The sequence below is a fragment of the Lentzea albida genome, from assembly GCF_900111005.1.
Lineage (GTDB): Bacteria > Actinomycetota > Actinomycetes > Mycobacteriales > Pseudonocardiaceae > Lentzea > Lentzea albida.
Window position 1 is genome coordinate 443,937 of the sequence record NZ_FOFV01000002.1, and the last position, 22,433, is coordinate 466,369.

23 protein-coding genes are annotated in these 22,433 nt (G+C 70.2%); 13 read left to right on the forward strand and 10 right to left on the reverse strand.

Annotated elements, in window-relative coordinates:
• The first annotated feature begins 120 nt into the window (after nt 1-120).
• Nucleotides 121-891, forward strand: coding sequence for an MHYT domain-containing protein (locus BMY74_RS07530; RefSeq protein WP_089911679.1), 771 nt, complete (start codon nt 121-123; stop codon nt 889-891).
• 3 nt (nt 892-894) lie between these two features.
• On the opposite strand, the gene BMY74_RS07535 is transcribed toward BMY74_RS07530, so the two are convergent.
• Both BMY74_RS07535 and BMY74_RS07540 read right to left on the reverse strand, forming a co-directional pair.
• Nucleotides 895-1,149, reverse strand: coding sequence for a Smr/MutS family protein (locus BMY74_RS07535; RefSeq protein WP_089911682.1), 255 nt, complete (start codon nt 1,147-1,149; stop codon nt 895-897).
• On the reverse strand, nt 1,134-2,327 hold the full coding sequence (locus BMY74_RS07540; RefSeq protein WP_177229618.1) for an MFS transporter: 1,194 nt from the start codon (nt 2,325-2,327) through the stop codon (nt 1,134-1,136). The genes BMY74_RS07535 and BMY74_RS07540 overlap by 16 nt, the downstream gene beginning before the upstream one ends.
• Nucleotides 2,328-2,400: 73 nt before the next feature.
• On the opposite strand from BMY74_RS07540, the gene BMY74_RS07545 reads away from it, so the two are divergent.
• Nucleotides 2,401-2,841, forward strand: coding sequence for a helix-turn-helix domain-containing protein (locus BMY74_RS07545; protein ID WP_143091476.1), 441 nt, complete (start codon nt 2,401-2,403; stop codon nt 2,839-2,841).
• On the opposite strand, the gene BMY74_RS07550 is transcribed toward BMY74_RS07545, so the two are convergent.
• The 3 genes from BMY74_RS07550 to BMY74_RS07560 form a co-directional block, all read right to left on the reverse strand.
• A complete protein-coding gene (locus BMY74_RS07550; RefSeq protein WP_089911692.1) occupies nt 2,835-3,500 on the reverse strand; it encodes a DUF1345 domain-containing protein in 666 nt (221 codons plus the stop codon). The two genes, BMY74_RS07545 and BMY74_RS07550, sit on opposite strands and share 7 nt — an antisense overlap.
• Complete coding sequence (locus BMY74_RS07555) at nt 3,493-3,843, reverse strand: STAS domain-containing protein (RefSeq protein WP_177229619.1); 351 nt, start codon at nt 3,841-3,843, stop codon at nt 3,493-3,495. The genes BMY74_RS07550 and BMY74_RS07555 overlap by 8 nt, the downstream gene beginning before the upstream one ends.
• An 80-nt stretch (nt 3,844-3,923) precedes the next feature.
• A complete protein-coding gene (locus BMY74_RS07560; protein WP_089912610.1) occupies nt 3,924-4,541 on the reverse strand; it encodes a DsbA family oxidoreductase in 618 nt (205 codons plus the stop codon).
• A gap of 73 nt (nt 4,542-4,614) precedes the next feature.
• Here BMY74_RS07560 and BMY74_RS07565 point away from each other — a divergent pair, with 73 nt between their 5' ends.
• Nucleotides 4,615-5,628: a GTP-binding protein gene (locus tag BMY74_RS07565; protein ID WP_089911698.1), complete on the forward strand. Its 1,014-nt coding sequence runs from the start codon at nt 4,615-4,617 to the stop codon at nt 5,626-5,628.
• Nucleotides 5,628-6,713: a GTP-binding protein gene (locus BMY74_RS07570; RefSeq protein WP_143091477.1), complete on the forward strand. Its 1,086-nt coding sequence runs from the start codon at nt 5,628-5,630 to the stop codon at nt 6,711-6,713. The genes BMY74_RS07565 and BMY74_RS07570 overlap by 1 nt, the downstream gene beginning before the upstream one ends.
• Here BMY74_RS07570 and BMY74_RS07575 read toward each other — a convergent pair.
• Complete coding sequence (locus tag BMY74_RS07575) at nt 6,599-7,786, reverse strand: mannosyltransferase (RefSeq protein ID WP_177229620.1); 1,188 nt, start codon at nt 7,784-7,786, stop codon at nt 6,599-6,601. The genes BMY74_RS07570 and BMY74_RS07575 overlap by 115 nt on opposite strands.
• A 141-nt stretch (nt 7,787-7,927) precedes the next feature.
• Between BMY74_RS07575 and BMY74_RS07580 the strand changes: the two genes are divergently transcribed.
• The 9 genes from BMY74_RS07580 (at nt 7,928) to BMY74_RS07620 (ending at nt 17,147) form a co-directional block, all read left to right on the forward strand.
• Complete coding sequence (locus BMY74_RS07580) at nt 7,928-8,719, forward strand: trypsin-like serine peptidase (RefSeq protein WP_245785961.1); 792 nt, start codon at nt 7,928-7,930, stop codon at nt 8,717-8,719.
• A gap of 21 nt (nt 8,720-8,740) precedes the next feature.
• Nucleotides 8,741-9,265: a hypothetical protein gene (locus tag BMY74_RS07585; RefSeq protein ID WP_089911708.1), complete on the forward strand. Its 525-nt coding sequence runs from the start codon at nt 8,741-8,743 to the stop codon at nt 9,263-9,265.
• A gap of 60 nt (nt 9,266-9,325) precedes the next feature.
• Nucleotides 9,326-11,650, forward strand: coding sequence for a helix-turn-helix domain-containing protein (locus tag BMY74_RS07590; protein WP_089911713.1), 2,325 nt, complete (start codon nt 9,326-9,328; stop codon nt 11,648-11,650).
• Nucleotides 11,651-12,001: 351 nt separating this feature from the next.
• Entirely contained in the window at nt 12,002-14,275 is a 2,274-nt protein-coding gene (locus BMY74_RS07595; protein WP_089911716.1) for a M4 family metallopeptidase, read from the forward strand.
• A gap of 269 nt (nt 14,276-14,544) precedes the next feature.
• The gene (locus tag BMY74_RS07600) at nt 14,545-15,378 is read left to right on the forward strand and encodes a hypothetical protein (protein WP_089911719.1); all 834 of its coding nucleotides are present in this window, start codon (nt 14,545-14,547) and stop codon (nt 15,376-15,378) included.
• Nucleotides 15,379-15,390: 12 nt separating this feature from the next.
• On the forward strand, nt 15,391-15,714 hold the full coding sequence (locus BMY74_RS07605; protein ID WP_143091478.1) for a hypothetical protein: 324 nt from the start codon (nt 15,391-15,393) through the stop codon (nt 15,712-15,714).
• Nucleotides 15,711-16,211 (forward strand): WXG100-like domain-containing protein, encoded by a 501-nt coding sequence (locus BMY74_RS07610; RefSeq protein WP_089911726.1) that lies wholly within the window; start codon nt 15,711-15,713, stop codon nt 16,209-16,211. Before BMY74_RS07605 ends, BMY74_RS07610 begins: the two co-directional genes overlap by 4 nt.
• Entirely contained in the window at nt 16,204-16,704 is a 501-nt protein-coding gene (locus BMY74_RS07615) for a hypothetical protein (protein WP_089911729.1), read from the forward strand. The genes BMY74_RS07610 and BMY74_RS07615 overlap by 8 nt, the downstream gene beginning before the upstream one ends.
• Entirely contained in the window at nt 16,701-17,147 is a 447-nt protein-coding gene (locus BMY74_RS07620) for a hypothetical protein (protein ID WP_089911731.1), read from the forward strand. Before BMY74_RS07615 ends, BMY74_RS07620 begins: the two co-directional genes overlap by 4 nt.
• Nucleotides 17,148-17,198: 51 nt before the next feature.
• Here BMY74_RS07620 and BMY74_RS07625 read toward each other — a convergent pair whose 3' ends face one another.
• Genes BMY74_RS07625 through BMY74_RS07640 form a run of 4 tightly spaced genes read right to left on the reverse strand, consistent with a single transcriptional unit; the run spans nt 17,199 to nt 22,431 of the window.
• Nucleotides 17,199-17,963, reverse strand: coding sequence for an aspartate/glutamate racemase family protein (locus tag BMY74_RS07625; protein ID WP_089911734.1), 765 nt, complete (start codon nt 17,961-17,963; stop codon nt 17,199-17,201).
• The gene (locus BMY74_RS07630) at nt 17,960-19,399 is read right to left on the reverse strand and encodes an NCS1 family nucleobase:cation symporter-1 (RefSeq protein ID WP_089911737.1); all 1,440 of its coding nucleotides are present in this window, start codon (nt 19,397-19,399) and stop codon (nt 17,960-17,962) included. Before BMY74_RS07630 ends, BMY74_RS07625 begins: the two co-directional genes overlap by 4 nt.
• A 58-nt stretch (nt 19,400-19,457) precedes the next feature.
• Nucleotides 19,458-20,186, reverse strand: coding sequence for a GntR family transcriptional regulator (locus BMY74_RS07635; RefSeq protein WP_089911741.1), 729 nt, complete (start codon nt 20,184-20,186; stop codon nt 19,458-19,460).
• Between the two features lie 16 nt (nt 20,187-20,202).
• Nucleotides 20,203-22,431 carry a molybdopterin-dependent oxidoreductase gene (locus BMY74_RS07640; RefSeq protein ID WP_089911744.1) on the reverse strand — a complete coding sequence of 743 codons (2,229 nt, stop codon included), beginning with the start codon at nt 22,429-22,431 and terminating at the stop codon, nt 20,203-20,205.
• Nucleotides 22,432-22,433: the final 2 nt, after the last annotated feature.

Consider the following 22,433-nt stretch of genomic DNA (forward strand, 5'->3'; position numbering starts at 1 on the left):
CGGACGCAGAGTATGTCTTTTCCCACTGGGTGTGCACGCCTGATCGCCGTTCGTATTCGTGAATCCCTTTATTTCCAACGGCCTTGTGCCCCATAGATTCGAAATGTTTTCATCTCGCCCATGGAGATGGGGACGGCCACACCGATCGCTGCCTACGTCGTCGCGGTACTCGGCTCTGTTCTGGGACTCCTGGCCGCGGAACGCGCACGCAACGCGAACAGGACGACGCGCAACTGGTGGATCGCCGTGGCCGCCGTGTCGATCGGCGGTCTGGGCATCTGGGGCATGCACTTCACCGCGATGCTCGGCACGTGGATGGGGTCCACCGTCTCCTACGACATCCCGATCACGTTGCTCAGCATGGTCGTCGCCATCGTGTTCGTCGCGATCGGACTGTTCATCGTGCGGCGCTACGGCGTCGACGGCGACACGCGCTTCGTCCTGCTCGCGGCGGGCGGTCTCGTCACCGGCCTCGGCGTCGCGGCGATGCACTACACCGGCATGTCCGCGATCATCATCAACGCCGACGTGTCCTACAACATCGGTATCGTGGCGCTGTCCGTCGTGATCGCCGTGGTGGCCTCGACCGTCGCGCTGTGGTTCACGCGCAAGGTGACCGGCCCGCTCGCCGTCGCGGGTGCGGCGCTGGTGATGGGCGTCGCCGTCACGGGCATGCACTACACCGGCATGTACGCCATGAGCATGACGCACGACCACGCCGCGTCGGTCGTCGTGGGCAACTCGCAGGAGCTGATCACGTCGTTGATCATCGGCGGTGCCGGCGTCAGCGTGATCATCATCTTCCTGCTCGCACTCACCTCGTCCGACGAGGAGACGAGCGAGGAGACCGAGCTGCTCGACCGCGTCATGCGCAGGACGAGCCAGGGCTGAGCCCTACTTCAGGTGCACCAGCAGCATCCCGTCGTTGCCGGGAGCCGTTTCGACGCGCCGGTAGAGCTTCTTCACGTGCGGCTGCTTGAGCATCGCGAGCACGCGGCTGCGCAACTTGCCCGATCCCTTGCCCGTGATGATCTCGACGAGCGGCACCCGCTGCCCGGCCGCGCGGAAGAGCGCGGCGCGGATCGCCTGGGCGATGTCCTGGTCGCTGCGGAAGACGGGATGCAGGTCGACGGTCAGCTTGTCGGGCACGCGCTCATTCTGCCCCGGTCCCACACCACGAGCCCCGTCACCGCTCCGCCCACCGTCACGACGCAGGCGACCACGACGGCGGCGTCGAGTGAGAACGCCTGCGCGAGCAGCGGTCCCGCCAGCGCGCCGGCCAGCGTCGCCAGCGCCTCCGCAGACAGGAACACCGCGCTGATCCGGCCGAGCGCCTCGTTCGGAACCTCGCGCTGCAACACGGTTTGCGGCACGACGAGGGTCATCGAGCCGAACAGTCCGATCGCGACACCGGCGGGCACCGCGACGACCACCGACGTCGAACTGAAGAGCGCGAAGAACGCCACGGCGACCGCCGACTGGGTCGCCGCGAGCAGCAGGCGCGGCGGCACCCGGTCGACCAGCCGGCGGACCAGCACCGCGCCCAGCAGGAACCCGACGCCGAGCGCGGACACCACGAACCCGATCTGCTCGCTGCCCCCGAGCCGCTCGATCCCGAACGGCACGAGCAACGCGCTGAGTGAGGCGTTGGCCGCCAGGAACACCGCCGTCAGCGGCAGCAGCACCACGGCGACCGGTAAGCCCCGCAACACCTCCCACCCCCCGGCGAGGCCGGCGCGCTCCCCCACCGCCGGACCGCCGCGGCGCGTCATCAGCGCGATCGCCGCAGCCGAGACGAGATAGCTCGCGACGTCGATCCAGATGAGCGCGGAGAACCCGGCGAACGTCAGGATCGCGGCCCCGAGCGGCGGCGCGACGAGCCGGACCGTGCCGTCGACGAACGCGTTGAGCGAGTTCGCACTGCTCAGCCCGCTCCCCTTGCCGACGACGACCGGCAGGTGCGCCTGCGCGGCCGGCCGGAACAGCACAGCACCCGTGCTCTCCGCGACGAGCGCGGCGTAGACGAGCCAGAGCGAGTGCTCGGCCGTCGCGAACACCATCAGCCCGACCGCGGCCGCGCGGAACAGGTCCGCGACGATCATCACGCGCCGGCGGTCCCACCGGTCCGTCAGCACCCCCGCGACCGGGCCGAGCAGCAACGGCGGCAGGTGCTCGGCCACGAGCGTGAGACCGGTCGCCAGCACCGAGCCGGTGAGCGCGTAGACGTGCGCGGGGATGGCGATCACCAGCAGCCAGGAGCCCAGCAGACTCACCGTCCGCCCGGTCCACCACAGCCGGAAATCACGGATCTTCAGCGCTTCGAGCACCGCCCACCCCCAGGTAGTATTCTTGTCAGAATAAGAGCGCCACCCGGAGTGTTCTGTCAAGATAGGAGCGGACGTGCCGAACGAGCCCATCGGGCCGAGACTGCGCGCCCTGCGGCAGGCCTCGGGCCGCACCGTCGCCTCGGTCGCCGCCGACGCCGGGCTGTCCGTGCCCTACATCGCGAACCTGGAGAACGGCAGGGGGAACCCGACCACGAACGCGTTGAGCAGGCTCGCGGCCGCGCTCGGCACCGAGCTCTCGATCGAGTTCGGGTCAGCGAGCCCGGCGGCCACCGGACCGGTCCCGCAGAGCGTCGTGAAGCTGAGCCGCAGCCGGCGTTTCCAGGAGACCGTGGCGGCCCTCGCCGGGTCCGGGGAGGAGCAGCAAGAGGTGGCCGCGCGACTGATCAGCGCGTGCGTCCTGCTGACGGAGGCGCTCGGACGCGAGGCGAGCGAGCACGACTGGTGGCGGCTGCTCGACGCGCTGACGCTGATGGCCGAGCACCCGGCTCACTGACTGCTGATGCTCGCGACCAGGTTGATCGTCGTGGCCAGCACCCCGGTGCCGAACAGGTACGACAGCAGGGAGTGCTTCAGGGCCGTGCGCCGCATCTCGCGCCCGGACAGGCTCGTGTCGGACACCTGGAACGTCATGCCGATGCTGAACGCCACGTACGCGAAGTCGCCGTAGTCGGGCGGCTCGGGCTGGTTGAAGTCGATGCCGCCGTCCGCGCCGTAGTAGTAGAGGCGGGCATAGCGCAGGGTGAAGATCGTGTGCACGACCGTCCACGACAGCACCACGGACAGCACGCCCAGGCCGACGCGCAGCAGTTCGGAGCCGCCGGTCGTGTGTGCCGCACGGGCCAGTACGAAACCCACGGACACCAGGCTCGCCACGGCGGCCACGATCAGCACGACCTCGGCGACGCGGCGGGTGGGGTCGTTGCGGACGGCGTGCTGCGCGGTCTCCTCGGCGTCCATCGGCCAGATCACCAGCCACGCCCGCACCAGGTACACCAGCGTGGCGACGTCCCAGCCGATCAGCAGGCCGAATTCGCCGTGGCCGGTCAGGGTCACCGCGAGACCACTGACCAGGCCCGCCGCGACCGCGACGACGACCTTGGTGCGGTCCAGCACGAAGCCGTCCGGCGCCGGGCGGGACGGCAGGTCAGGCATGCAGCGCCGCGTCGACGTCCAGGTACAGCTCCAGCGTCTCGGTCAGGGTGGTCGCCTTCAGCGCCCTCAGCACGCTGCCGCGCGGGGACACGAGCCGGAACGGCGTGCCGCGCTCCTCACCGCGCAGGTGGTACTCGACCAGCGCGGACAGGCCGACGGACGCGAAGAACTCGACGTCGCTGAGGTCGAGCACCACGGGCAGTCCCGCGCCGAACGCCTCGGACAGCTTCTCCCGCAGCAGTTCCACTGTGTAGGAGTCGACCTCGCCCTCGGCGCGCAGCACGACCGCGGTGTCACGCTTCTCGGACTCGACCTTCAACAGAGCAGCGTTGCCCTCGTTCACGGTGTGCAGCCTCCCGATCTGATCGTCGGCTCCACGCTAACCGATCGCGCGCTCCCAGGTCCGTGACGAAAGGCGCTCGTTCAGCTCTCCCGGGCCTGCGCCAGCGCGCGTTCGAACAGCTCGGTGGGCTGGGCCCCGGACACGGCGAACCGCTCCGCGAGCACCACGAACGGCACGCCGGACACGCCGATGTCCCGCGCGCGCTGCTCGTCGGCGCGCACCTCGCCGGCGCAGGCGGCCGGGTCCTCGAGCACGGCCTTCACGTCGGCCGCGTCGAGACCCGCCTCCGTGACGACCTCGGTCAGGGACTCGGGCGTGAACAGCGAGCGCGCCTGCCCGAAGTTGGCGTGCAGCACGGCGTCGAGGACCTGGTGCTGGACGCCCTTCTCCCCCGCCAGGTGCAGCAGCCGGTGCACGTCGAACGTGTTGCCGACCTCGCGGTCCAGGCGGTACTCGAGCCCCTCGTCGCGCGCGAGCTGGGCGACGGAGGCCTCCATCTCGGCGGCGCGCGGGCCGAACTTGGCGGCCAGCATGTCCTGGACGGACTCCACGCCGGTCCTGCCGGGGTCCAGCTCGAACGCGCGGTGGACCACGGTGATCTCGTCGCGGTGCTCGAACGCCGCCAGCGCCTTGTCGAAGCGCGCCTTGCCGATGTAGCACCACGGGCAGATGACGTCAGCCCAGAACTCGACCTGCATGCCTCCGATCATGTCACGTCTCACCGCCGACGCCGGTTCGAAACGATAATCGTTGTCATGTAGGGTACGGGCCATGGCAGCACGGGTCGTATTGGTAGCCGGGTTCACCCACCACGACGTGGCCGACGAGCTCTGGCGCGCGTCACCGGAGTCGTCGCTGGTCAGGCACGACCTGAGCGGCCTGGCCGATGGGGTGGTGCGGCGCTGGGCGGACGGCAGGCTCACCGTGCTGGAGCTCGCGCACGGGTGCGTGTCGTGCACGTTGCGGCTGGACCTGATCCCGTTGCTGGAGAGCCTCGACGGCCGGGTGATCGTGCAGCTGGACCCGATGCTCGAACCGGAGGCGGTCTGCTTCGCGCTGAGCGAGACCTCCGTCGAGGTCGAGGCGGTCGTGACGGTGGTCGACAGCGCCACCTGGCTCGACGACGCCACGGGCACCGACTCGCTCGCCGACCGGGGCATGCGCGCGGCCGAGGGCGACGAGCGGACCGTCGCGCAGGTCGTCGTGGGCCAGGCGGAGTTCGCGGACGCGCTGGTGCTGACCGGCCCGGCCGGTCCGGTGCTCACCGCCGTGCTCGACCGCCTCTCCCCCGGCGCCCCGCGGCAGCTCCTGGAGACGCTGGACGTCGTCTCGTTGCTGGCGGAGATCCCCCGGGCCTCGCGGCGGGGCGAGATCGACGACGGCTTCGGGTCGCTGCTGTTCGGGCGGCCGTCGCTGGAACCGGCGCACGGCGTGTCCGTCGTCCACTTCACCGACCGGCGCCCGTTCCACCCGATGCGCCTGCACGACTGCATCGACGTGCTGCTCGACGGCGTCGTGCGGGTGCGCGGCCGGGTGTGGGTGGCGAGCCAGCCCGAGGCGGCGCTGTGGCTCGAGTCCGCGGGTGGAGGGCTGCGCGTGGGCAACCTCGGCCCCTGGGAGGGCGACCGCGACCAGGAGGTCGTCGTGATCACGACCTCCGCCGACGCCTCCGAGATCACCGCGGCACTGCGGTCGGCCCTGGTCACCGACGAGGAGCTGGGCCTGATCGCGGAACTCGACTTCGCCGACCCGTTCGCCGACTGGCACGAGGAGATGGAACTCTGATGCGCACTCCCGTGACCGTGCTGTCCGGCTTCCTGGGCGCCGGCAAGACGACGCTGCTCAACCACGTCCTCGCGAACCGCTCCGGCCGCCGCGTCGCGGTGATCGTGAACGACATGAGCGAGGTCAACATCGACGCGGCGCTCATCGACCGCACCACCGAACGGCTCGTCGAGCTCACCAACGGCTGCATCTGCTGCACGCTGCGCGAAGACCTGCTCGACAGCGTCGGCGAACTGGCGCGCTCGGGCCGGTTCGACACGATCCTGGTCGAGTCGACGGGCATCTCCGAGCCGATGCCGGTGGCCGCCACCTTCGACTGGACGTTCGCCGACGGCACGAGCCTGTCCGACCTCGCCCGGCTCGACACCATGGTCACGGTCGTGGACGCGGAGGGCTACCTGCGCGAACTGGCCGCCGGCGACGTCGCGGACCTGCTCGTCGACCAGGTCGAGTTCGCGAACGTCCTGGTGGTCAACAAGACCGACCTGGTCACCGAGGACCAGCTCGCGAAGCTCGACGCCCTGCTGCGGCGCCTGAACCCGTCCGCCCGCCTGCTGCACACGCGCCGGGGGGTCGTGGAGCTGGCCGAGGTGCTCGACACCGGCCTCTACGACCCCATCACGGCGGCGCAGGCGCCCGGCTGGGCGCAGGAGCTCGCCGGCGGGCACACCCCGGAGACCGAGGAGTACGGCATCCGGTCCGTCACCTACCGCGCCTCCCGCCCGTTCCACCCCGCCCGCCTCGCGGAGGCGTTGAGCGACTGGGAGGGCGTGCTGCGCAGCAAGGGTTTCTGCCACATCGCGACCCGCCCGGACGTGCTGGCCGTGTGGTCGCAGGCGGGCCCGAACCTGGTCATCGAGCCCGGTGAGCTGCTCGACTCGCCGCAGGCCCGCCAGGAGCTGGTGTTCATCGGCGTGGACCTCGACGTGGCGGAACCCGCGCGGCGCCTGGACCCCGCGCTGCTCACCGATCAGGAGCTCGCGGCGGGACCCGAGGTGTGGGGGACGTTCTCCGACCCGTTGCCGGAGTGGGACCTCGACGACCTGCACGACCACGCGAGCGTGACCAGCGCCAGCGCCGGGTAGACCCAGCCCAGCGCCGCGAGCGGCCACGGTCGCGGGATCTCCCAGATCGACGGCTGCAGGTCGATCAGGACCGTGATGACGTCCGAGCACACCGCGACCACCCACACCCCCGCGAGCACGAGGTTCCGCCGCCCGTAGACCAGCCACAACACCAGCGGGATCACCCACAACCAGTGGTGGCTCCACGAGATCGGCGAGACCAGCAGCCCGAACAGCTGCACGACGACCACGGCGGCGAGCCCGTCCCCCGCCCTCACCGCCGCCCGCAGCGCGCACCACGTCAGTGCGGCCGACACCGCCACCGCGAGCAGCCACGGCCAGGACGTCTCGACGTCGTACCCGAGGGACCGCGACAACGCGCCGCGCACCGACTGGTTGATCACCGACCCGACCGGCCCGACCCGATCAGCCGCGCCGAGCAGCTCGAACCAGTAGCGCCACGAGTCGCCCGCCGACACGAGGAAGCCCAGCGCCACCGTGACCGCGAAGCCCGCGATCGACCACAGCGCGGCCTTCCACCTGCGGGTGACGAGGAAGTACAGCCCGGAGATGGCCGGCGTCAGCTTGATCCCGGCCGCGACACCGACGCCGAGGCCCGCGACGACCTGGCGCACCGCGAGCATCGCCGCGAACACCCCGGCGACCAGCACGAGGTTGATCTGTCCGAAGTCGAGGGTCTTGCGGACGGGCTCGAACCACAGCGCGATCGCCGTCCACAGCAGCGCACGACGGCCGTCGTACCGTTCGTCACCGGCGAGCGACTTCAGCGCCGTGCGCACGATCCACCACAGGCAGACCAGCGACACCACCTGCCAGACCACCCGCGCGGCCACCCACGGCAGCGCCGACAGCGGCAGGAAGAGCGCGGCCGCGAACGGCGGGTAGGTGAACGGCAGCGGGAAGTCGGCCGTGAACGGCATGTCGATCGAGTAGAGCTGGTCGCGCAGCACGTTGGGCGCGAGGGTCCAGTACACCTTCAGGTCGATCATGCCCCAGTTCGCCGTGGCCGCGTAGACGGCCAGCGACAGACACAGCAGCAGCGGCGCGAACCGCAGAACGCGCTGGTCGAACACCGGTTCCTCCCCCTGAAGTCGCACCCCCGCAGCCCGGACATCATCCCAAAGGCTGGTTTGGACCGCGGCAGCGCTCCCGCGTGCAACTCCGGTCCTTTGTGGAACGTCACCCGGTCATGACCCGGCCAGGTGGTGACGAAGGTGTCCGAATCGGACCGAACCGCTGCTCTGGCCCACTGGACACCGGAACGGATGAAAGCCGTCGGCGACGGCGATCTCCCGCCCGCCGAGCAGATCTCGAAGCCCTACGAGGGCACGGCGCCGGGCGTCGGCAGGTTGTTCCTGTCGAACTCCCTCGGCGAGGACCACTCCTGCACCGCGACGGTGGTGCCGAGCGCGACCGAGGACGTGGTGCTGACGGCCGGGCACTGCGTCAACGGCGGCCTCGACCGGTGGGACGACCCGATCAAGGTCCTGAACGTGGTGTTCGTGCCCGGCTACGACCGCGGAGCGCAGCCGCACGGCGTGTTCGCGGCACGCGCCTTCGCCTGGTCCGACACCTACACCGAGCCGTCCAGCGGCCTGGACGACGACGCGGTGATCGCACTGGACCCGGTGGGCGGCAAGCACGTCCAGGACGTGGCCGGATCCCAGGACGTGTCGTTCGACACCGTTGGACCACCGGTTGAAACGATCACGCTGGGGTATCCGGTGTCGGAGCTCGCGCGGGGCGAGGCATTGCTGTCGTGCGAGCGCCCGGCGACGCTGGAGGTCAACTCGGTCCTGTCCACGTGGGAGACGGACTGCGATCTCGCCGGTGGTTCCAGCGGTGGGCCGTGGTTGCGCGGTGTCGACCCGGCCACGGGCAGGGGAACGATCTTCTCGGTCACCAGTCGCGGCACGGTGAACGGCGACCTGGTCACGACCGACCTCAGCGAAGCCGCGTTCTCCGAGGCCGTCGAAGCGTTGTACACCAGCGCGAACGACCTCTGACGACACAGGGAAGGATTGACGATGAACATCAAGCACAGGTCGGCCGCGGGGCTCGGCGTCACCGCGTTGCTCGCGGCGGCCGTTCTGCCCCTCGCCGCCGGCACCGCGTCGGCCAACCCGTCCGATCAGCCGTGCGACGTCGCGGACCTCGTCGTCTCGGTGACGAAGGACCCGTACTCGTCCGCGGGCCAGGAGGCGTTCGTCCTGCACTACGAGGCGGCCGGCCCCGACACGAACTGCAAGCTGCAGGGCGTGCCGACCGGCGTCACGTTCACCAAGGGCAGCGGTCACGGCGAGGGCGACGGCAGCGGCATCACCGTCGTACCGGACAACCCGAACGGCGACCCCGCACCGGTGAACGTCCGGCCCGGCAAGGCCGCCGAGTCGCGGATCCTGATGTCCTCGCAGGAGCCGGAGTCGTTCCTGCCGGACGTCGTCACCCTGAACCTGCCGGCCGAGGGCGGCCACACGACCACGGTCGGCTGGCCGGACGGGCAGTCGCTGCGGGGCTCGCAGGTCGAGGTGACGGACGTGTCGCCCGCCTGATCGCCGCGGCCCCCTCGTCGTTCCAGCCGCATAATGCAGTTGGAACGACGAGGGGGCGCAATGAGCACGACCGCTTTCGGGGACTTCCTCCGCTTCTACCGGTCGCGGATCCCGCTGACGCAGGAGGAGCTCGCCGAACGCACAGGCCTGAGCACACGGGCGATCAGCGACATGGAACGCGGCCGCACGCTCAGTCCCCAGTTCCGCACCGTGCAACTCCTCCTCACCGGTCTCGGCCTGCGCGACGAGGAGGCGGCCGAGTTCACCGCGCTCGCCCGCGCCAGCCGCGTCGTCGCCGTCCGGGAACGGCCTGCGACACCGTTCGCCGTGGCGTCCTGCTCACTGCCGCCGGTGCTGGTCGAGCTCACCGGCCGCGACGGCGAGAAGGAGCTGCTGGACGGGTTCGCCGCGGACGCCGCCTCGTCGTCCCGGCTGCGGATCGCGGTGGTCCACGGCGCGCCCGGCTCGGGCAAGACCGCACTCGCCGTCGACGCGGGCCACCGGCTCGGCCCGCGGTTCACCGACGGCTGCGTGTTCCTCGACCTGCGCGGCACCGACCACGAACCGCTGACCCCGGACAGGGCCGCGCACCGGCTGCTGCGCTCGTTCGGCGTGGACGAGCGCCAGATCCCGTCCGACCCGGACGACAGGCTGTCGCTCTACCGCTCACAGCTCCGGGACCGCACCGTCCTGCTGGTGCTGGACAACGCGGCGAACGAGGCCCAGGTCCGCCCGCTGCTCTCTTCCAGCCCCGGCACCCTCGTGCTGCTGACCAGCCGCAGGACGCTGGCAGGCCTGGACGTCCGGCACCGCCTCGCGCTGGAGTTGTTGCCGCTCAACCATTCCTTGGACCTGCTCCGCACGGTGACGGGCTCCGGGCGACTCGACGCCGAACCGGAGGCGGCCCTGCGGGTCGCGGAGCTGTGCGGGGGCATGCCGCTCGCGTTGCTCATCGCGGGCAACCGCCTGACGAGCAGGCCTCAGTGGACGGTCGGACACCTCGCCGGGCAACTGGAGGACGAGGGTCGCCGCCTGTCCGTGCTGCGCGCGGGCGATCTCGAAGTCCGGACGGCGTTCGAGATCTCCTACCACCAGCTCAGCCCGGCCGCTGCCGCCCTGTTCCGCAGGCTCGCCCTGGTGCCGGGACCGGACGTGAGCACCTCCCTGGCCTCCGTCCTCACCCCGGACGCCCCCGAGGCCCTGGACGAACTGGCCGACGCCTCGTTGCTGGGCATCAGCGACGTCCCCGGCCGCTACACGCGTCACGACCTGCTGCACGTCTTCGCCACCGAGCGCCTGGGACTGGACGAGGATCCCGCCGCGGTCGACGAAGCACGCACACGTTTGCGCCACTGGCTCCTCGACGTCGCCACCAGGGCGGCCCTCTTCTTCGACCACGACGAGCCCGCCGAACGCCTGGGACCGGTGCACGACAGGGAGTCTTCCGACCGCTGGCTGGAGCGGGAACTGGAGAACTGGCGCGCGGCGTTGCGGGACGCCCTGGAGGCGGGCGAGCACGACCGCGTCCTCGCGGTTGCCCAGGCCATGCACTGGTACTCGGACATGCACGGCGTGGGCGACCTGTGGCGCGAGGTCTTCTCCGCCGGCGCCCACGCCGCCCGCCGGTCGGGCGACGCGAAAGCCACCGCCGCCCAGCTGAACTACCTCTCCTGGGCGCTCTACGCGTTGTGCGGCCGCCCCCACGAAGCCCTTGCCGTGCACGAACAAGCCGCAGCGGTGCCGATCGACGACACTCTCACCGAGGCCTGGACCCACTACTACGGCTCGGCGATCCGCCGTCGCGTCGGCGAACCGGAGAAGGCCGTGGCGCTCGGCCGCCGCTCCGTCGACCTCTTCGAGCAGGCGGGCTACGGGATCGGCGAGAACCTGGCGCTCTCCCTGCTGGGCCTCATGCTCCACAACGCCGGCCACCTCACCGAAGCAGTCGAGGTGCAACAGCGCAGCGTGGACCAGCACCGCAAGGCAGGCGGCGACGACGAACTCCTCTCCATGCTCCTGATCCGCCTGGCCACCACCCTCGCCGCCGCGGACCAGGTGCCCGCCGCGCTGGACCTCCTCGACGAGGCGGAGACGTTGTTCCGCAAGCACTCCAACACCGCCGGCACCGCCCGCGTGCAGCACAACCGCGGCCTGGTCCTGATGGACGCGGGCCGCTTCCCCGAGGCCCGCGCACAACTCCGGGCAGCACTCGGCGAGGCACGGCTGTCCGACCACCGCGTCGAGATCCTGGCCCGGCTGGCGGACATCGCCGACGACCCGGCGCAGGCCCGCGCACTGCGGGTGCGGGCGCTGGCCGAGTGCGACCGCTACGACACCCCGGCGGTGCGCGCCACGGCGGCGAAACTGGTGGCCGCGCTCAGCTGAGGCTGAGACGTCGCACCGCCGCGGTGCCGCCGTGGACGTTGAGCCCGGCCCCACACCCGACGTGGGTCGTCCCGCTCGCCTGCACCTTCCGAACAAGAGCGTTCCCATGTCGGCCGGCCCTCTGAGCACCCCAGACTTCTCGGCGCAAATCGACCATCGGGCGCGACAAAGGAATACACGGCAGCAAGTCCTACAAATGCGCACGAATTGTTGGTGTGAATAAGTTAGTACTTGTTAACGGTCGTCCGGGAACTCATTCTTTCCCTGCTCCGCCACCACATTCACCTCGACGAACGCCCGGCTCCCCCTGCAACCGAGGGCCGGTCGGCTCGCCCTGCAACGAGGAGAAAAATGCAAGCGAGACGCACCTTCGTGCTGGCCGTGGCAGGTTCACTCGCCGCAGCCGTCCTCACCCAGACCGGCGCGCAGACCGCCGCCGCCCAACCAGGACCGACCGCCGAGGCACTGGCCGTGGACGCGGCCGCGAGCCTCGTCGCGAGCCGTCCGGCCCAGCTGCACGCGGGCTCGAACGACGCGTTCGCCCGGCACGCCGTCATCTCGTCGACGAACGGCCTGAAGTACGTCCCGTACGACCGCACCTACAAGGGGATCCCGGTCGTGGGCGGCGACTTCGTCGTCGTCACGAACTCGACCGGCCAGGTCCTGCAGACGTCCGTCAGCCAGGACAGGACGATCGACCTGGCGAGCACCACTCCCTCCGTCACCAAGGCGCAGGCCGAGGCGACCGCGCGGACCACGCTGTCCACTGTGGACGGCGTGGGCACCGCGGAACAGGTCGTGTACGCGCTCGGCTCCGCTCCCGCGCTCGCGTGGAAGGTCACGGTCACCGGCCGCGACGCCGAGGGCCCGAGCAAGCTCGACGTGGTCGTCGACGCCGCCACCGGCAAGGTGCTGCGCAAGCAGGAACGCGTGATGCACGGCACCGGCACCAGCGGCTGGAACGGCCCGAACCCCGTCACCATCGCCACGACGCAGTCCGGTTCGACGTTCTCGCTGAAGGACCCGAACCTCACCAACGTCAGCTGCCAGGACGCGGCGAACAACACCACGTTCACCAAGTCCACCGACACGTGGGGCAACGGCACCCAGACCAACCGCGAGACCGGCTGCGTCGACGTGCTCTTCGCCGCGCAGACCGAGTCGAAGATGCTCACGCAGTGGCTCGGCCGCAACGGTTTCGACGGCAACGGCGGCGGCTGGCCGATGCGCGTCGGCCTGAACGACCAGAACGCCTACTACGACGGCAGCCAGGTCCAGATCGGCAAGAACTCCGCCGGCCAGTGGATCGGCTCGATCGACGTCGTCGCGCACGAGCTCGGCCACGGCATCGACGACCACACGCCGGGCGGCATCTCCGGCGCGGGCACCCAGGAGTTCGTCGCGGACGTCTTCGGCGCCACCACCGAGTGGTTCGCGAACGAGCCGTCGCCCTACGACACCCCCGACTTCCTCGTCGGCGAGACGATCAACCTCGTCGGCCGCGGCCCGATCCGCAACATGTACAACCCGTCCGCGCTCAACCACGCGAACTGCTACTCGAGCTCCATCCCGAACACCGAGGTCCACGCGGCCGCCGGCCCCGGCAACCACTGGTTCTACCTGCTCTCGCAGGGCACGAACCCGTCCAACGGCCAGCCGGCCAGCACCACGTGCAACAACACCACGATCACCGGTCTCGGCGTCGAGAAGGCCATCAAGATCTTCTACCACGCCATGCTGCTCAAGACCTCCAGCAGCTCGTACCTGAAGTACCGCACCTGGACGCTGACCGCCGCGAAGAACCTCTACCCCGGCAGCTGCGCGGAGTTCAACACGGTCAAGGCCGCCTGGGACGCGATCAGCGTGCCCGCCCAGTCCGCCGACCCGACGTGCAGCGCCACCGGCACCGTGACGATCAGCAACCCCGGCAACCAGTCCAGCACGATCGGCACCGCCGTGTCGCTGCCGCTGTCCGCGAGCGGCGGCACCGCGCCGTACACCTGGTCCGCCACCGGCCTGCCCGCCGGCCTCTCCATCAACTCCGGCAACGGCACCATCTCCGGCACCCCGACCACTGCCGCCACGTCGAACGTGACGGTGACCGCCACCGACAGCGCGAACAAGAGCGGCACCGCGTCGTTCAGCTGGACCGTCGGCACGAGCGGCGGGACCTGCTCGGGCCAGAAGCTCGCCAACCCGGGCTTCGAGTCCGGCGCCACCTCGTGGACCGCCAGTTCGGGCGTCATCGGCCAGCACAGCGCCGACGGCGAACCGGCCCGCACCGGCACGTGGTCGTCGTGGCTGAACGGCTACGGCTCCTCGCACACCGACTCGCTGTCCCAGTCGGTGACGATCCCCGCCGGCTGCAAGGCGTCGCTGACGTTCTACGTCCACATCGACACCAAGGAGACAGGCAGCACCGTCTACGACAAGCTGACCGTCACCGCGGGCAGCACCACCCTCACGACGCTCTCGAACGTGAACGCGGCCTCGGGCTACGTCCTCAAGACGTTCGACGTGTCCTCGTTCGCGGGACAGACGGTGACCGTCAAGTTCACCGGCGTGGAGGACGCCTCGCTGCAGACGTCCTTCGTGGTCGATGACACGGCGGTGACGCTGAGCTGACGCTGGTGCGCGGTTGCCGCGGTCGTGGACTCGATCGCGACAACCGCGCTGCACCACACCGGACAAGTCGCGCCCGGCCTCGAACGGCACAGTGCCCGCACGTCACCGATGGACGAGTTTGGGCTGGTTCAGCTACTCCCCATTCAGGTCAATCGACTACTGATCTATTTACTCTCCGTATCAAATGGTCCGTTCGACGATTCGAATTCCGCCATTCGAGTCATCTCTTCGTGTTCCTGTTGCTACTCTCCGCAGCAGGGAGGTATTTCATGGCAGAGGGTGACAGGCAGGACGAGGGCGAGGACCACGAGGCCCGGCTCGCTGAGCAGCACCACAGGCTGGCGTTGGCGAGAGCGGGGTACGCGCCGCCGGCACCGGAGCCGTACGAGCTCGAGGACTCGGTCGCCACGGCACCGGGTGTGAGCGTCGTGGTGCGGGACCGCCGGATCATCTGGCTCGACGTCCACCCGGATCTGCTCACGCAACCGCCGGGTGCCGTGTCGAAGGCGATGAGGGACGCCGTCAACGCCGCGCTGGAGCAGTCGTTGATCGACACGCCCGGTGCCGGTGATCCGGGACCCGACCTGGCCGCGCTGGGGCAGCAGCTCGCGGACTTCACCCGCCAGGGCGGCGAGGCGTTGCGCCGGATCCAGGGCCTGCTCGAGGCGTCGATGGCGAAGACCGGCATCCGCGGCGACAGCACGCCCCAGTACGTCGACCACCTGTTCCAGGACGCGATGGGGGTGGTGGCCTCCACGCAGGCGGCGCTGTCGGCGGATCCGGCGCCGGTGGTCGTCGGTGAGGGCGGCGACGAGGCCAACGAGGTCAACGCCACCGTCACCAGCGGTCAGGTCCACACCCTGTCGCTGACCGTCGTCGCGGTGCAGTACCCGTCCGCGCAGTTGACGCAGTCGGTGATCCAGGCGGTCAACACCGCGATGGACGACTGGGAACGCCAGGCCGCCGCGGTGGACAGGCCGGCGCTGGACGTCGCCGCGTTGCAGGCGGTCAGCGAACAGGCCGAGAAGGTCCGCGAGCAGAGCATGCAGCACCTGCGCGCCTACACCACGAACCTCACCTCGATCATGCGCACCGTCGACTAGGGAGTGACAACGATGTCCGGGATGCAAGTGTCCGCCGAGGCGATCGGCGGATCCGCGAAGGAGATCCTGGGGACCGGCGACTCCCTGACCGGGGAGATCGCCGCGTTCCGCAGCCAGGTCGAAGCGCTGACCGGCGCGTTCGGAGCCGACGAGCTCGGCTCGGCGCTGGGCACGATCTACCAGATCGTCTCCGAGGCCGCGTTCGAGTCGTTCGAGGACAACGCCGACGGTCTCGCGGAGATCGGCACCACCCTGCAGGGCATGGCCGACGAGTACACGGCCGTCGAGGCCGCCAACCAGCAGTCGCTCCAGCAGGTGATGGGAGAGCTGGCATGACCACCGGCATGATGCTGCCGCCGGAGCTGTCCGGCCTGCTCAACACCCTGGGCTTCAACTGGCCCGAGAGCGACGAGGGCAAGCTCTTCGACCTCGGCGGTCTCTGGTCGGACTTCGCCGACCGCCTCGGTCCCGCCGCGGCCACCGCCGACGGCCACGCCCAGCAGGTGCTGAGCGCGAACAGCGGCGCGGCCATCGACGGCTTCAAGGCGTTCTGGGCCGACGACGAGTCACCGAAGAAGAACCTCGAGGACGGCGCCACCGCCTCGTCGCTGGTCGGTGCGGGCCTCTACGTCTGCGCGGGTGTCGTGGTCGCGCTCAAGATCGCCGTGGTCGTGCAGCTGGCCATGCTCGCCGTCCAGATCGCCCAGGCCATCGCCACCGCGGTGCCGACGTTCGGCGCCTCGCTGCTGGAGATCCCCATCTTCAAGGAGATCACCTCGATCCTGCTCGACCAGGCGATCGACCTCGCCGTCAGCCAGGTGCTCAATGCCTAAGGTCAAGAAGCCCAAGAAGAACAGGACCATCACCAACGCCGGGGTCTTCAACCCCATCGGCACGAAGCTGCGGACGGCGAAGCGCCCCGCGGGCGGCAACGTCCAGCCGCTCGACGTCGACTCCTACGCGAACCTCAAGAAGCGGGAGAAGGTCGGTGACAACCTGGAGCACGACCACATCCCGTCGTCGGCCGCGCTCAAGAAGGCCGAGGAGAAGCGGCTCGGCCGCAAGCTGACGAGGCAGGAGGCCGACGCCCTGCACAACAAGGCGAACGCCATCGAGGTCCCGAAGGACGTCCACGCGAAGAGCGACACCTACCGGGGCAAGAACACGAAGAAGCAGATCGAGGACGACGCGGCGGACCTCAGCAAGGCCGCGAACAGGGACTACGCTACGACCCGCAAGAACCTCCTCGCTCACGGTTACTCGGCCAAGGACGTCGACGCGGCTTTGGACGAGTTGCGCGCTGCGAACCGAAAGAAGGGCATATGACGACGGTTTCCGGTGAGATCACCGTGCTGCTGGACGTGCTGGGCCACCGGCAGGGTGACAGCCGCATCCTCGAAGCGGTCGTCCTGGTCGGCCCCCAGATGGAGGTCAGCGAGTACGACTTCGACGGCGAGAAGTCGACGTACTTCGTCTTCAAGGACGCCGGCACCGAGCTGCTCTTCGAAGACGACGTCCTGGCCTCGGCGATGGTGAGGACCCAGCCGGATCCCGAGGACGAGACCTACGGCGTGTACCCGCGTCCCGGCGAACTGGTGCAGGGGCTCTCCGCCACCGCCACCCGCGACGAGGTCAGGGCGTTCCTGGGCAGCCCGGAACGCACCGGCCCGAGCTTCGACCGTTACCAGGTCAACGGCCGCTACCTGCACTTCGAGTTCGGTGCGGACGGGCGGGTCGCCCGGATCTCCGCGCTGCTCGAACCGGTCTAGGCACACGGGTCCGCCACCGCACCGGTGGCGGACCCGTTTCTCGTCGCGGGGTCAGCGGTTCTCCGCCGCCGAGTACCCGGCACTCCGGTGTCCGTTCCGCAGTGCCGGTACCGCGAACGCCTCCAGCAGCCCCGAGTAGGGCTTGGGCGGTGGTGCGGCGAACTCCCCCGCCGCGCTCGTCCGCAAACCCATGCGCACCAACGACTCCACCTGCAGCACGGCCGCCTGCACACCGTCCACGACGGGCACACCGACCCGTCGCTCGATCTCCGCGCGTTGCGACGTCATGCCGGCGCACCCGAGCACGACCACGTCCGACCCGTCCGCCGCCACCGCCGCCCGGCAGGCGGCGACCACGGCGTCCACCGCGGCCTCCACCTCCAGCACCGGCACGTCGCAGGCCGACACGCCCCGGCAGAACCCCGCCATGCCGTAGCGGTGGGCGAGGTCCCAGGCCCGGCCTCGGGTGCGGTCCAGTGTCGTGACGACGCTGAACCCCCGTCCCACCAAGGCCGCGGTGCGCATCGCCGCCTCCGCGATGCCGATCACGGGACCGTCCACCAGTTCGCGGGCGGCCTCCAGGCCCGGATCGCCGAAGCAGGCGATCACGTGGCCGTCGGCCTCGGAGGACGCGATCTCGGACAGCAGGCCCGGCACGCTGAGCGCCTCGTCGTAGTGGCTCTCGATCGACGCCGGTCCCATCGACGGGCACGTGGTCCGCACCTGAACTCCTGGTCCGGCGATCGCGGAGGCGGCGCGGCCGATCGCCTCGGTCATGGCCGTGCTGGTGTTGGGGTTGACGACGTGGATCTTCACCGGTTTCCCTTGGACAGCAGGGAGAACAGCGCGAAGCCGAGTGCCATGCCGACGAACCAGCTGTAGGGAGCGGCGGCCGACAGCGCGGGGACCAGGACCGGGACCATCGCCACGAGGGAGGCCACCACCGTCGAGACGATCGCCTTCGGGTTGTACCCGTTGCGGTACCAGTACTTCCCGCTGGTGGACATGGTGAACAGGTCGTCGACGTCGACCCGTTGCCGCGCCACGACGTAGTGCCCGGCGATCAGGACGCCGAACAGCGGGCCGATGAACGCGCCCAGCGTCTCCAGCGTGTAGTGGATGACGGCCGGGTTGTGGTAGAGGTTCCACGGCGTGATCAGCACGGATCCGACCGCGGCGATCATGCCGCCCGCGCGCCAGCTGATGCGGCGCGGGTTGACGTTGGAGAAGTCGAACGCGGGCGAGATGAAGTTCGCGACGATGTTGATGCCGATCGTGGCGATGCTGAACGTCAGCGCTCCCAGCACGATCGCGAACGTGCTGTCGATGCGCGCGACCGTCGCGACCGGATCGGTCAGCAGCTCGCCGAAGACCGGCACGGTCAGGGAGGCGGTGACGACGACCAGCACGGCGAACACGAGGAAGTTGACCGGCAGGCCCAGCAGGTTGCCGCGCTTGACGGCCGCGAACGACTTGCCGTAGCGGGAGAAGTCGCCGAAGTTCAGCATCGGGCCGGAGAAGTACGAGACGACCAGGGCGATGGCGCCGAACATGACCGGCAACGAGGCCCAGCCGGTGTGCTTCACGTCGCCGAGGTTGAAGTCGATCGCGCCCCAGCCTGCCCGGGCGATCAGGTAGCCCGCGAGCAGGAACATCACGACGTAGACGGCGGGTCCGCAGAAGTCGATGAACCGCCGGATCGTCTCCATGCCCGTCCAGAACACGGCCGCCTGCAACAACCACAGCGCCGTGAACGACGCCCAGCCGAGCGCCGACAGCCCCAAGAAGCCGTGCTGCTGCACGTCCGCGTACGGCAGCAACGACGGGAAGAGCTTGAGCAGCACCACGTCCAGGGCCGCGGACGCCAGGTAGGTCTGGATGCCGTACCAGGCCACCGCGATCAGGCCGCGGATGACGGCGGGCACGTTCGCGCCGAGGACGCCGAACACGCTGCGGCAGATCACCGGGTACGGCACGCCGGTCTGCTGGCTGGGCTTCGCGACGAGGTTGCAGAAGAAGTACACGATCCCGATGCCCACCAGCAGGGACACCAGGACCTGCCAGCCGCTCAGGCCCAGCAGGAAGAGGCTGCCCGCGGTGACGTACCCGCCGACGCTGTGCACGTCCGACATCCAGAACGCGAAGATGTTGTAGGAGCCCCAGGTCTGCTTCTCCAGCGGCGCCAGATCGGCGTTGGTCAGCCTGGGGTCGTAGGCGGGCTTGCTCTCCGTGGTCGTCGCTGTCGCTGTCATCTCCGCACTCCTGCCTGGTGGGGTGTCGCCACCGTAGGGAGGAGTTGTTTCCCGGCTGCTACGGGAAACGTATATCTTCCCCGTCCGCGAACAGGCCGGTGTCCCTCGGCACGGCCGCCAGCGACGAGCGCAGCCGTTCGTGGTGGACGCGGGCGGCCTCGACCAGAGCGACGGCGTCGCGTGCCACGAACGCGGCGAGCATGCCCTCGTGGTCGGCGTGCAGCGCCCTGCGTTCCTCGTCGGGCACGTGTGCCATGGGCTGCAACGGTTCGGTGAGGTTCCAGGCCGACTCGAACATGTCGAGCAGCCGCTTCATGCCGCTCGGCCGGACCAGCGCGAGGTGGAACCGGCGGCTCTCCCTGTGGTACGCCCGCACGTCCCCGGCCGCCTGCGCGTCGGCCAGCGCGGTGTGCGCGGCGCGAGCCTGTTCGTCGTGCTCGAGGCGCGCACGGGAGACCGCGGCCCCCAGCGCGGCGGCTTCGAGCACACCCCGCACGACGTACAGCTCGTGCAGCTCCTCGGGGGTCAGCTTCGCGACCGTGTAACCGAAGTTGGGCCGGTGCTCGACCAGGCCCTCGCCGATCAACGTCTTGAGCGCCTCCCGCACCGGGATCCGGCTCACCCCGAACACCGCCGCCACCTCGTCGACGGGGATGGCGCTGCCCGGCGGCACGCCGTCGAGCAGGCACCGCCGCAGCTCGGCGAGGATGGCCGCCTGCGCACTGCCACCGCGGTCGGCCTCGAGCTTCGCCACCACGACCGACCGTCTCCTCGGAGCCCGACTCATCCGGACACGGTAGACCTCATCCGAGCGGGTCGAGCCGGGCCGGCACGTGCTTGTGCCACGGGGTGCCCGCCCACTCGTCGCGGTCCTCGGCGGCGGTGAGCTCGTTGGGCGCGACGCCCGTGCGCTCCCGGACCGTGAGCCCGAAGCCGTTGGGCAGCGAGACGTGGCCGGAGCGCATGGTGTCGGTCGTGTCCACGGACACCTCCACGCTGCCGCGGCGGGTGGTGATCCTGACCAGGTCGCCGGTCGTGACGCCGAGCCTCGCCGCGTCCGCGACGCTCATGCGCAGGCGGCCCTCCTGGTCGCGCCGCCGCCAGGTCGGATCGCGCATGATCGTGTTGGCGGTGAAGGCGCGGCGTTCCCCGGCGGAGAGCACGAACGGCCACTCCGGGTCCGCGGCCGGCGCGGGCCTGTCGCCCAGCGCTGCCACCGCGGCCAGCAGTTCCGGCACGTCCAGGTTGATCCGGCCGCCCCGTACCCGCTGCCAGGACTCGCCGTACTCGTCGTCGGTGATGTGCACGCCGTGCGAGCCCTCGACGATGGCCTCGAAGAGCCTCTCCCCCGCCTGCGGACCGGTTCCGTAGCCGGCCTTCTCGACCCCGGCGGGGTTCTTGCGGGCGCACTCGTGCGCGGCCATCCACAGCACCGCGGCCGCCGAGGCGTCGTGCGGCAGCGTCGGGCCGAGCGTGCGGTACAGCAGGACGGACGCGAGCCGCCTCTTCGCCGGATCCGCCAGCGCTCCCAGGAACGCCTGCGCGAACTCGGTGCGTCCGGCGGCGGCCGCCGCGCGCAACGGGGCGTAGTCGGCTTCGGTGAGCGCGCCGGAGGCCTCGACCAGCCTCGCGTGGATCTCCGGTTCCGGCAGCACGCCCTCCGGTGCGGGCACGACCGGGTGCCGCAGGTGGAAGACGTTGCGCGGGAAGTCGAAGTTGAAGAACGTGGCCTCGAACTTCTCGAACTGCGTCGGCGCGGGCAGCACGTAGTCGGCCAGGCGCGCGGTCTCGGTCATCGCGACGTCGATGACGACCACGAGTTCCAGCGCGGCGAGCGCCTCCCGCATCCGCGCCGAGTCGGCCAGCGAGTGCGCCGGGTTCGCGCTCTCGACCAGCATCGCCCGGTAGCGAGCCGGGTGGTCGGTGAGGATCTCCTCGGCGATCACGTTGCACGGCACGAGACCACTGATGATCGGCGCACCGGCGACCGGGCTGCGCGGGCCTTCACCGGTGGCGTGCCCGCGGTCGCGGCCGAGCGGCACGAGGCTGGAGGGCACGTACTGGGTGCCCTTCTCGCCGAAGTTGCCGGTGAGCAGCCAGACGAGCTTCTCGACGTAGCTCACCAGCGTGGAGTCGCGGTTCATCTGGACGCCCAGGTCCTCGAACACCGCGACCGAGTCCGCGGCGGCGATCCGGGCGGCGACCGCCCGCACCAGCGACTCCTCCACGTCGGCGACGGCGCAGTACTCGCCCACCGGCACCTGCCGCAGCACGGCGGTCACGGCGTCGAGGCCGTCCGCGTGCTCGGCGAGCCAGTCCGCGGCGACCAGGTCCTCCTGCACGAGCACGGCGGCCAGCGCGGTCAGCAGGTAGAGGTCGGTGCCGGGCCGCACCTGGAGGTGGAAGTCGGCGAGCTCGGCGGTCTCGGTCCGCACCGGGTCGATCACGACCATCGACCGCGCGGGGTCCTTCGCGATCTCCTTCAGCACGGACCTGGCGCGCGGGAAGCCGTGCGACTGGTAGGGGTTCTTGCCGACGAACAGCGCGACCTCGCAGTGCTCGAAGTCCGCGCGGGTCATGTTGCCGAGCAGGCGGGCGCTGACCCAGAACTCACCGGTCTTCTCCTGCGCGAGGGCCGAGGACCGGTATTTGGCGCCGAACGCCGCGAGCGTGGCGGGCGAGTACGCGCCGCCGAGGTGGTTTCCCTGACCGCCGCCGCCGTAGTAGAAGATCGTCTCGCCGCCGAACGCGTCGCGGACCTCACCGAGCCGGGCCGCGATCTCGCTGATCGCGGTGTCCCAGCCGATCTCCTCGAACGTCCCGTCCGCCTTGCGGCGCAACGGATGCGTGATCCGGCCGGTGTCGCCGTTCTGGTGCAGGCCGAGGCGCAGCGCCTTGTTGCAGGTGTAGCCGGCCGACGCGGGGTGGAGCTTGTCCCCGCGGATCTTGTCGAACGACCGGCCGTCCTCGCCGACGAGGACCTCGATCCCGCAGTTGCACTCGCAGAGGATGCAGGCGCTGGGTTTCCACACGG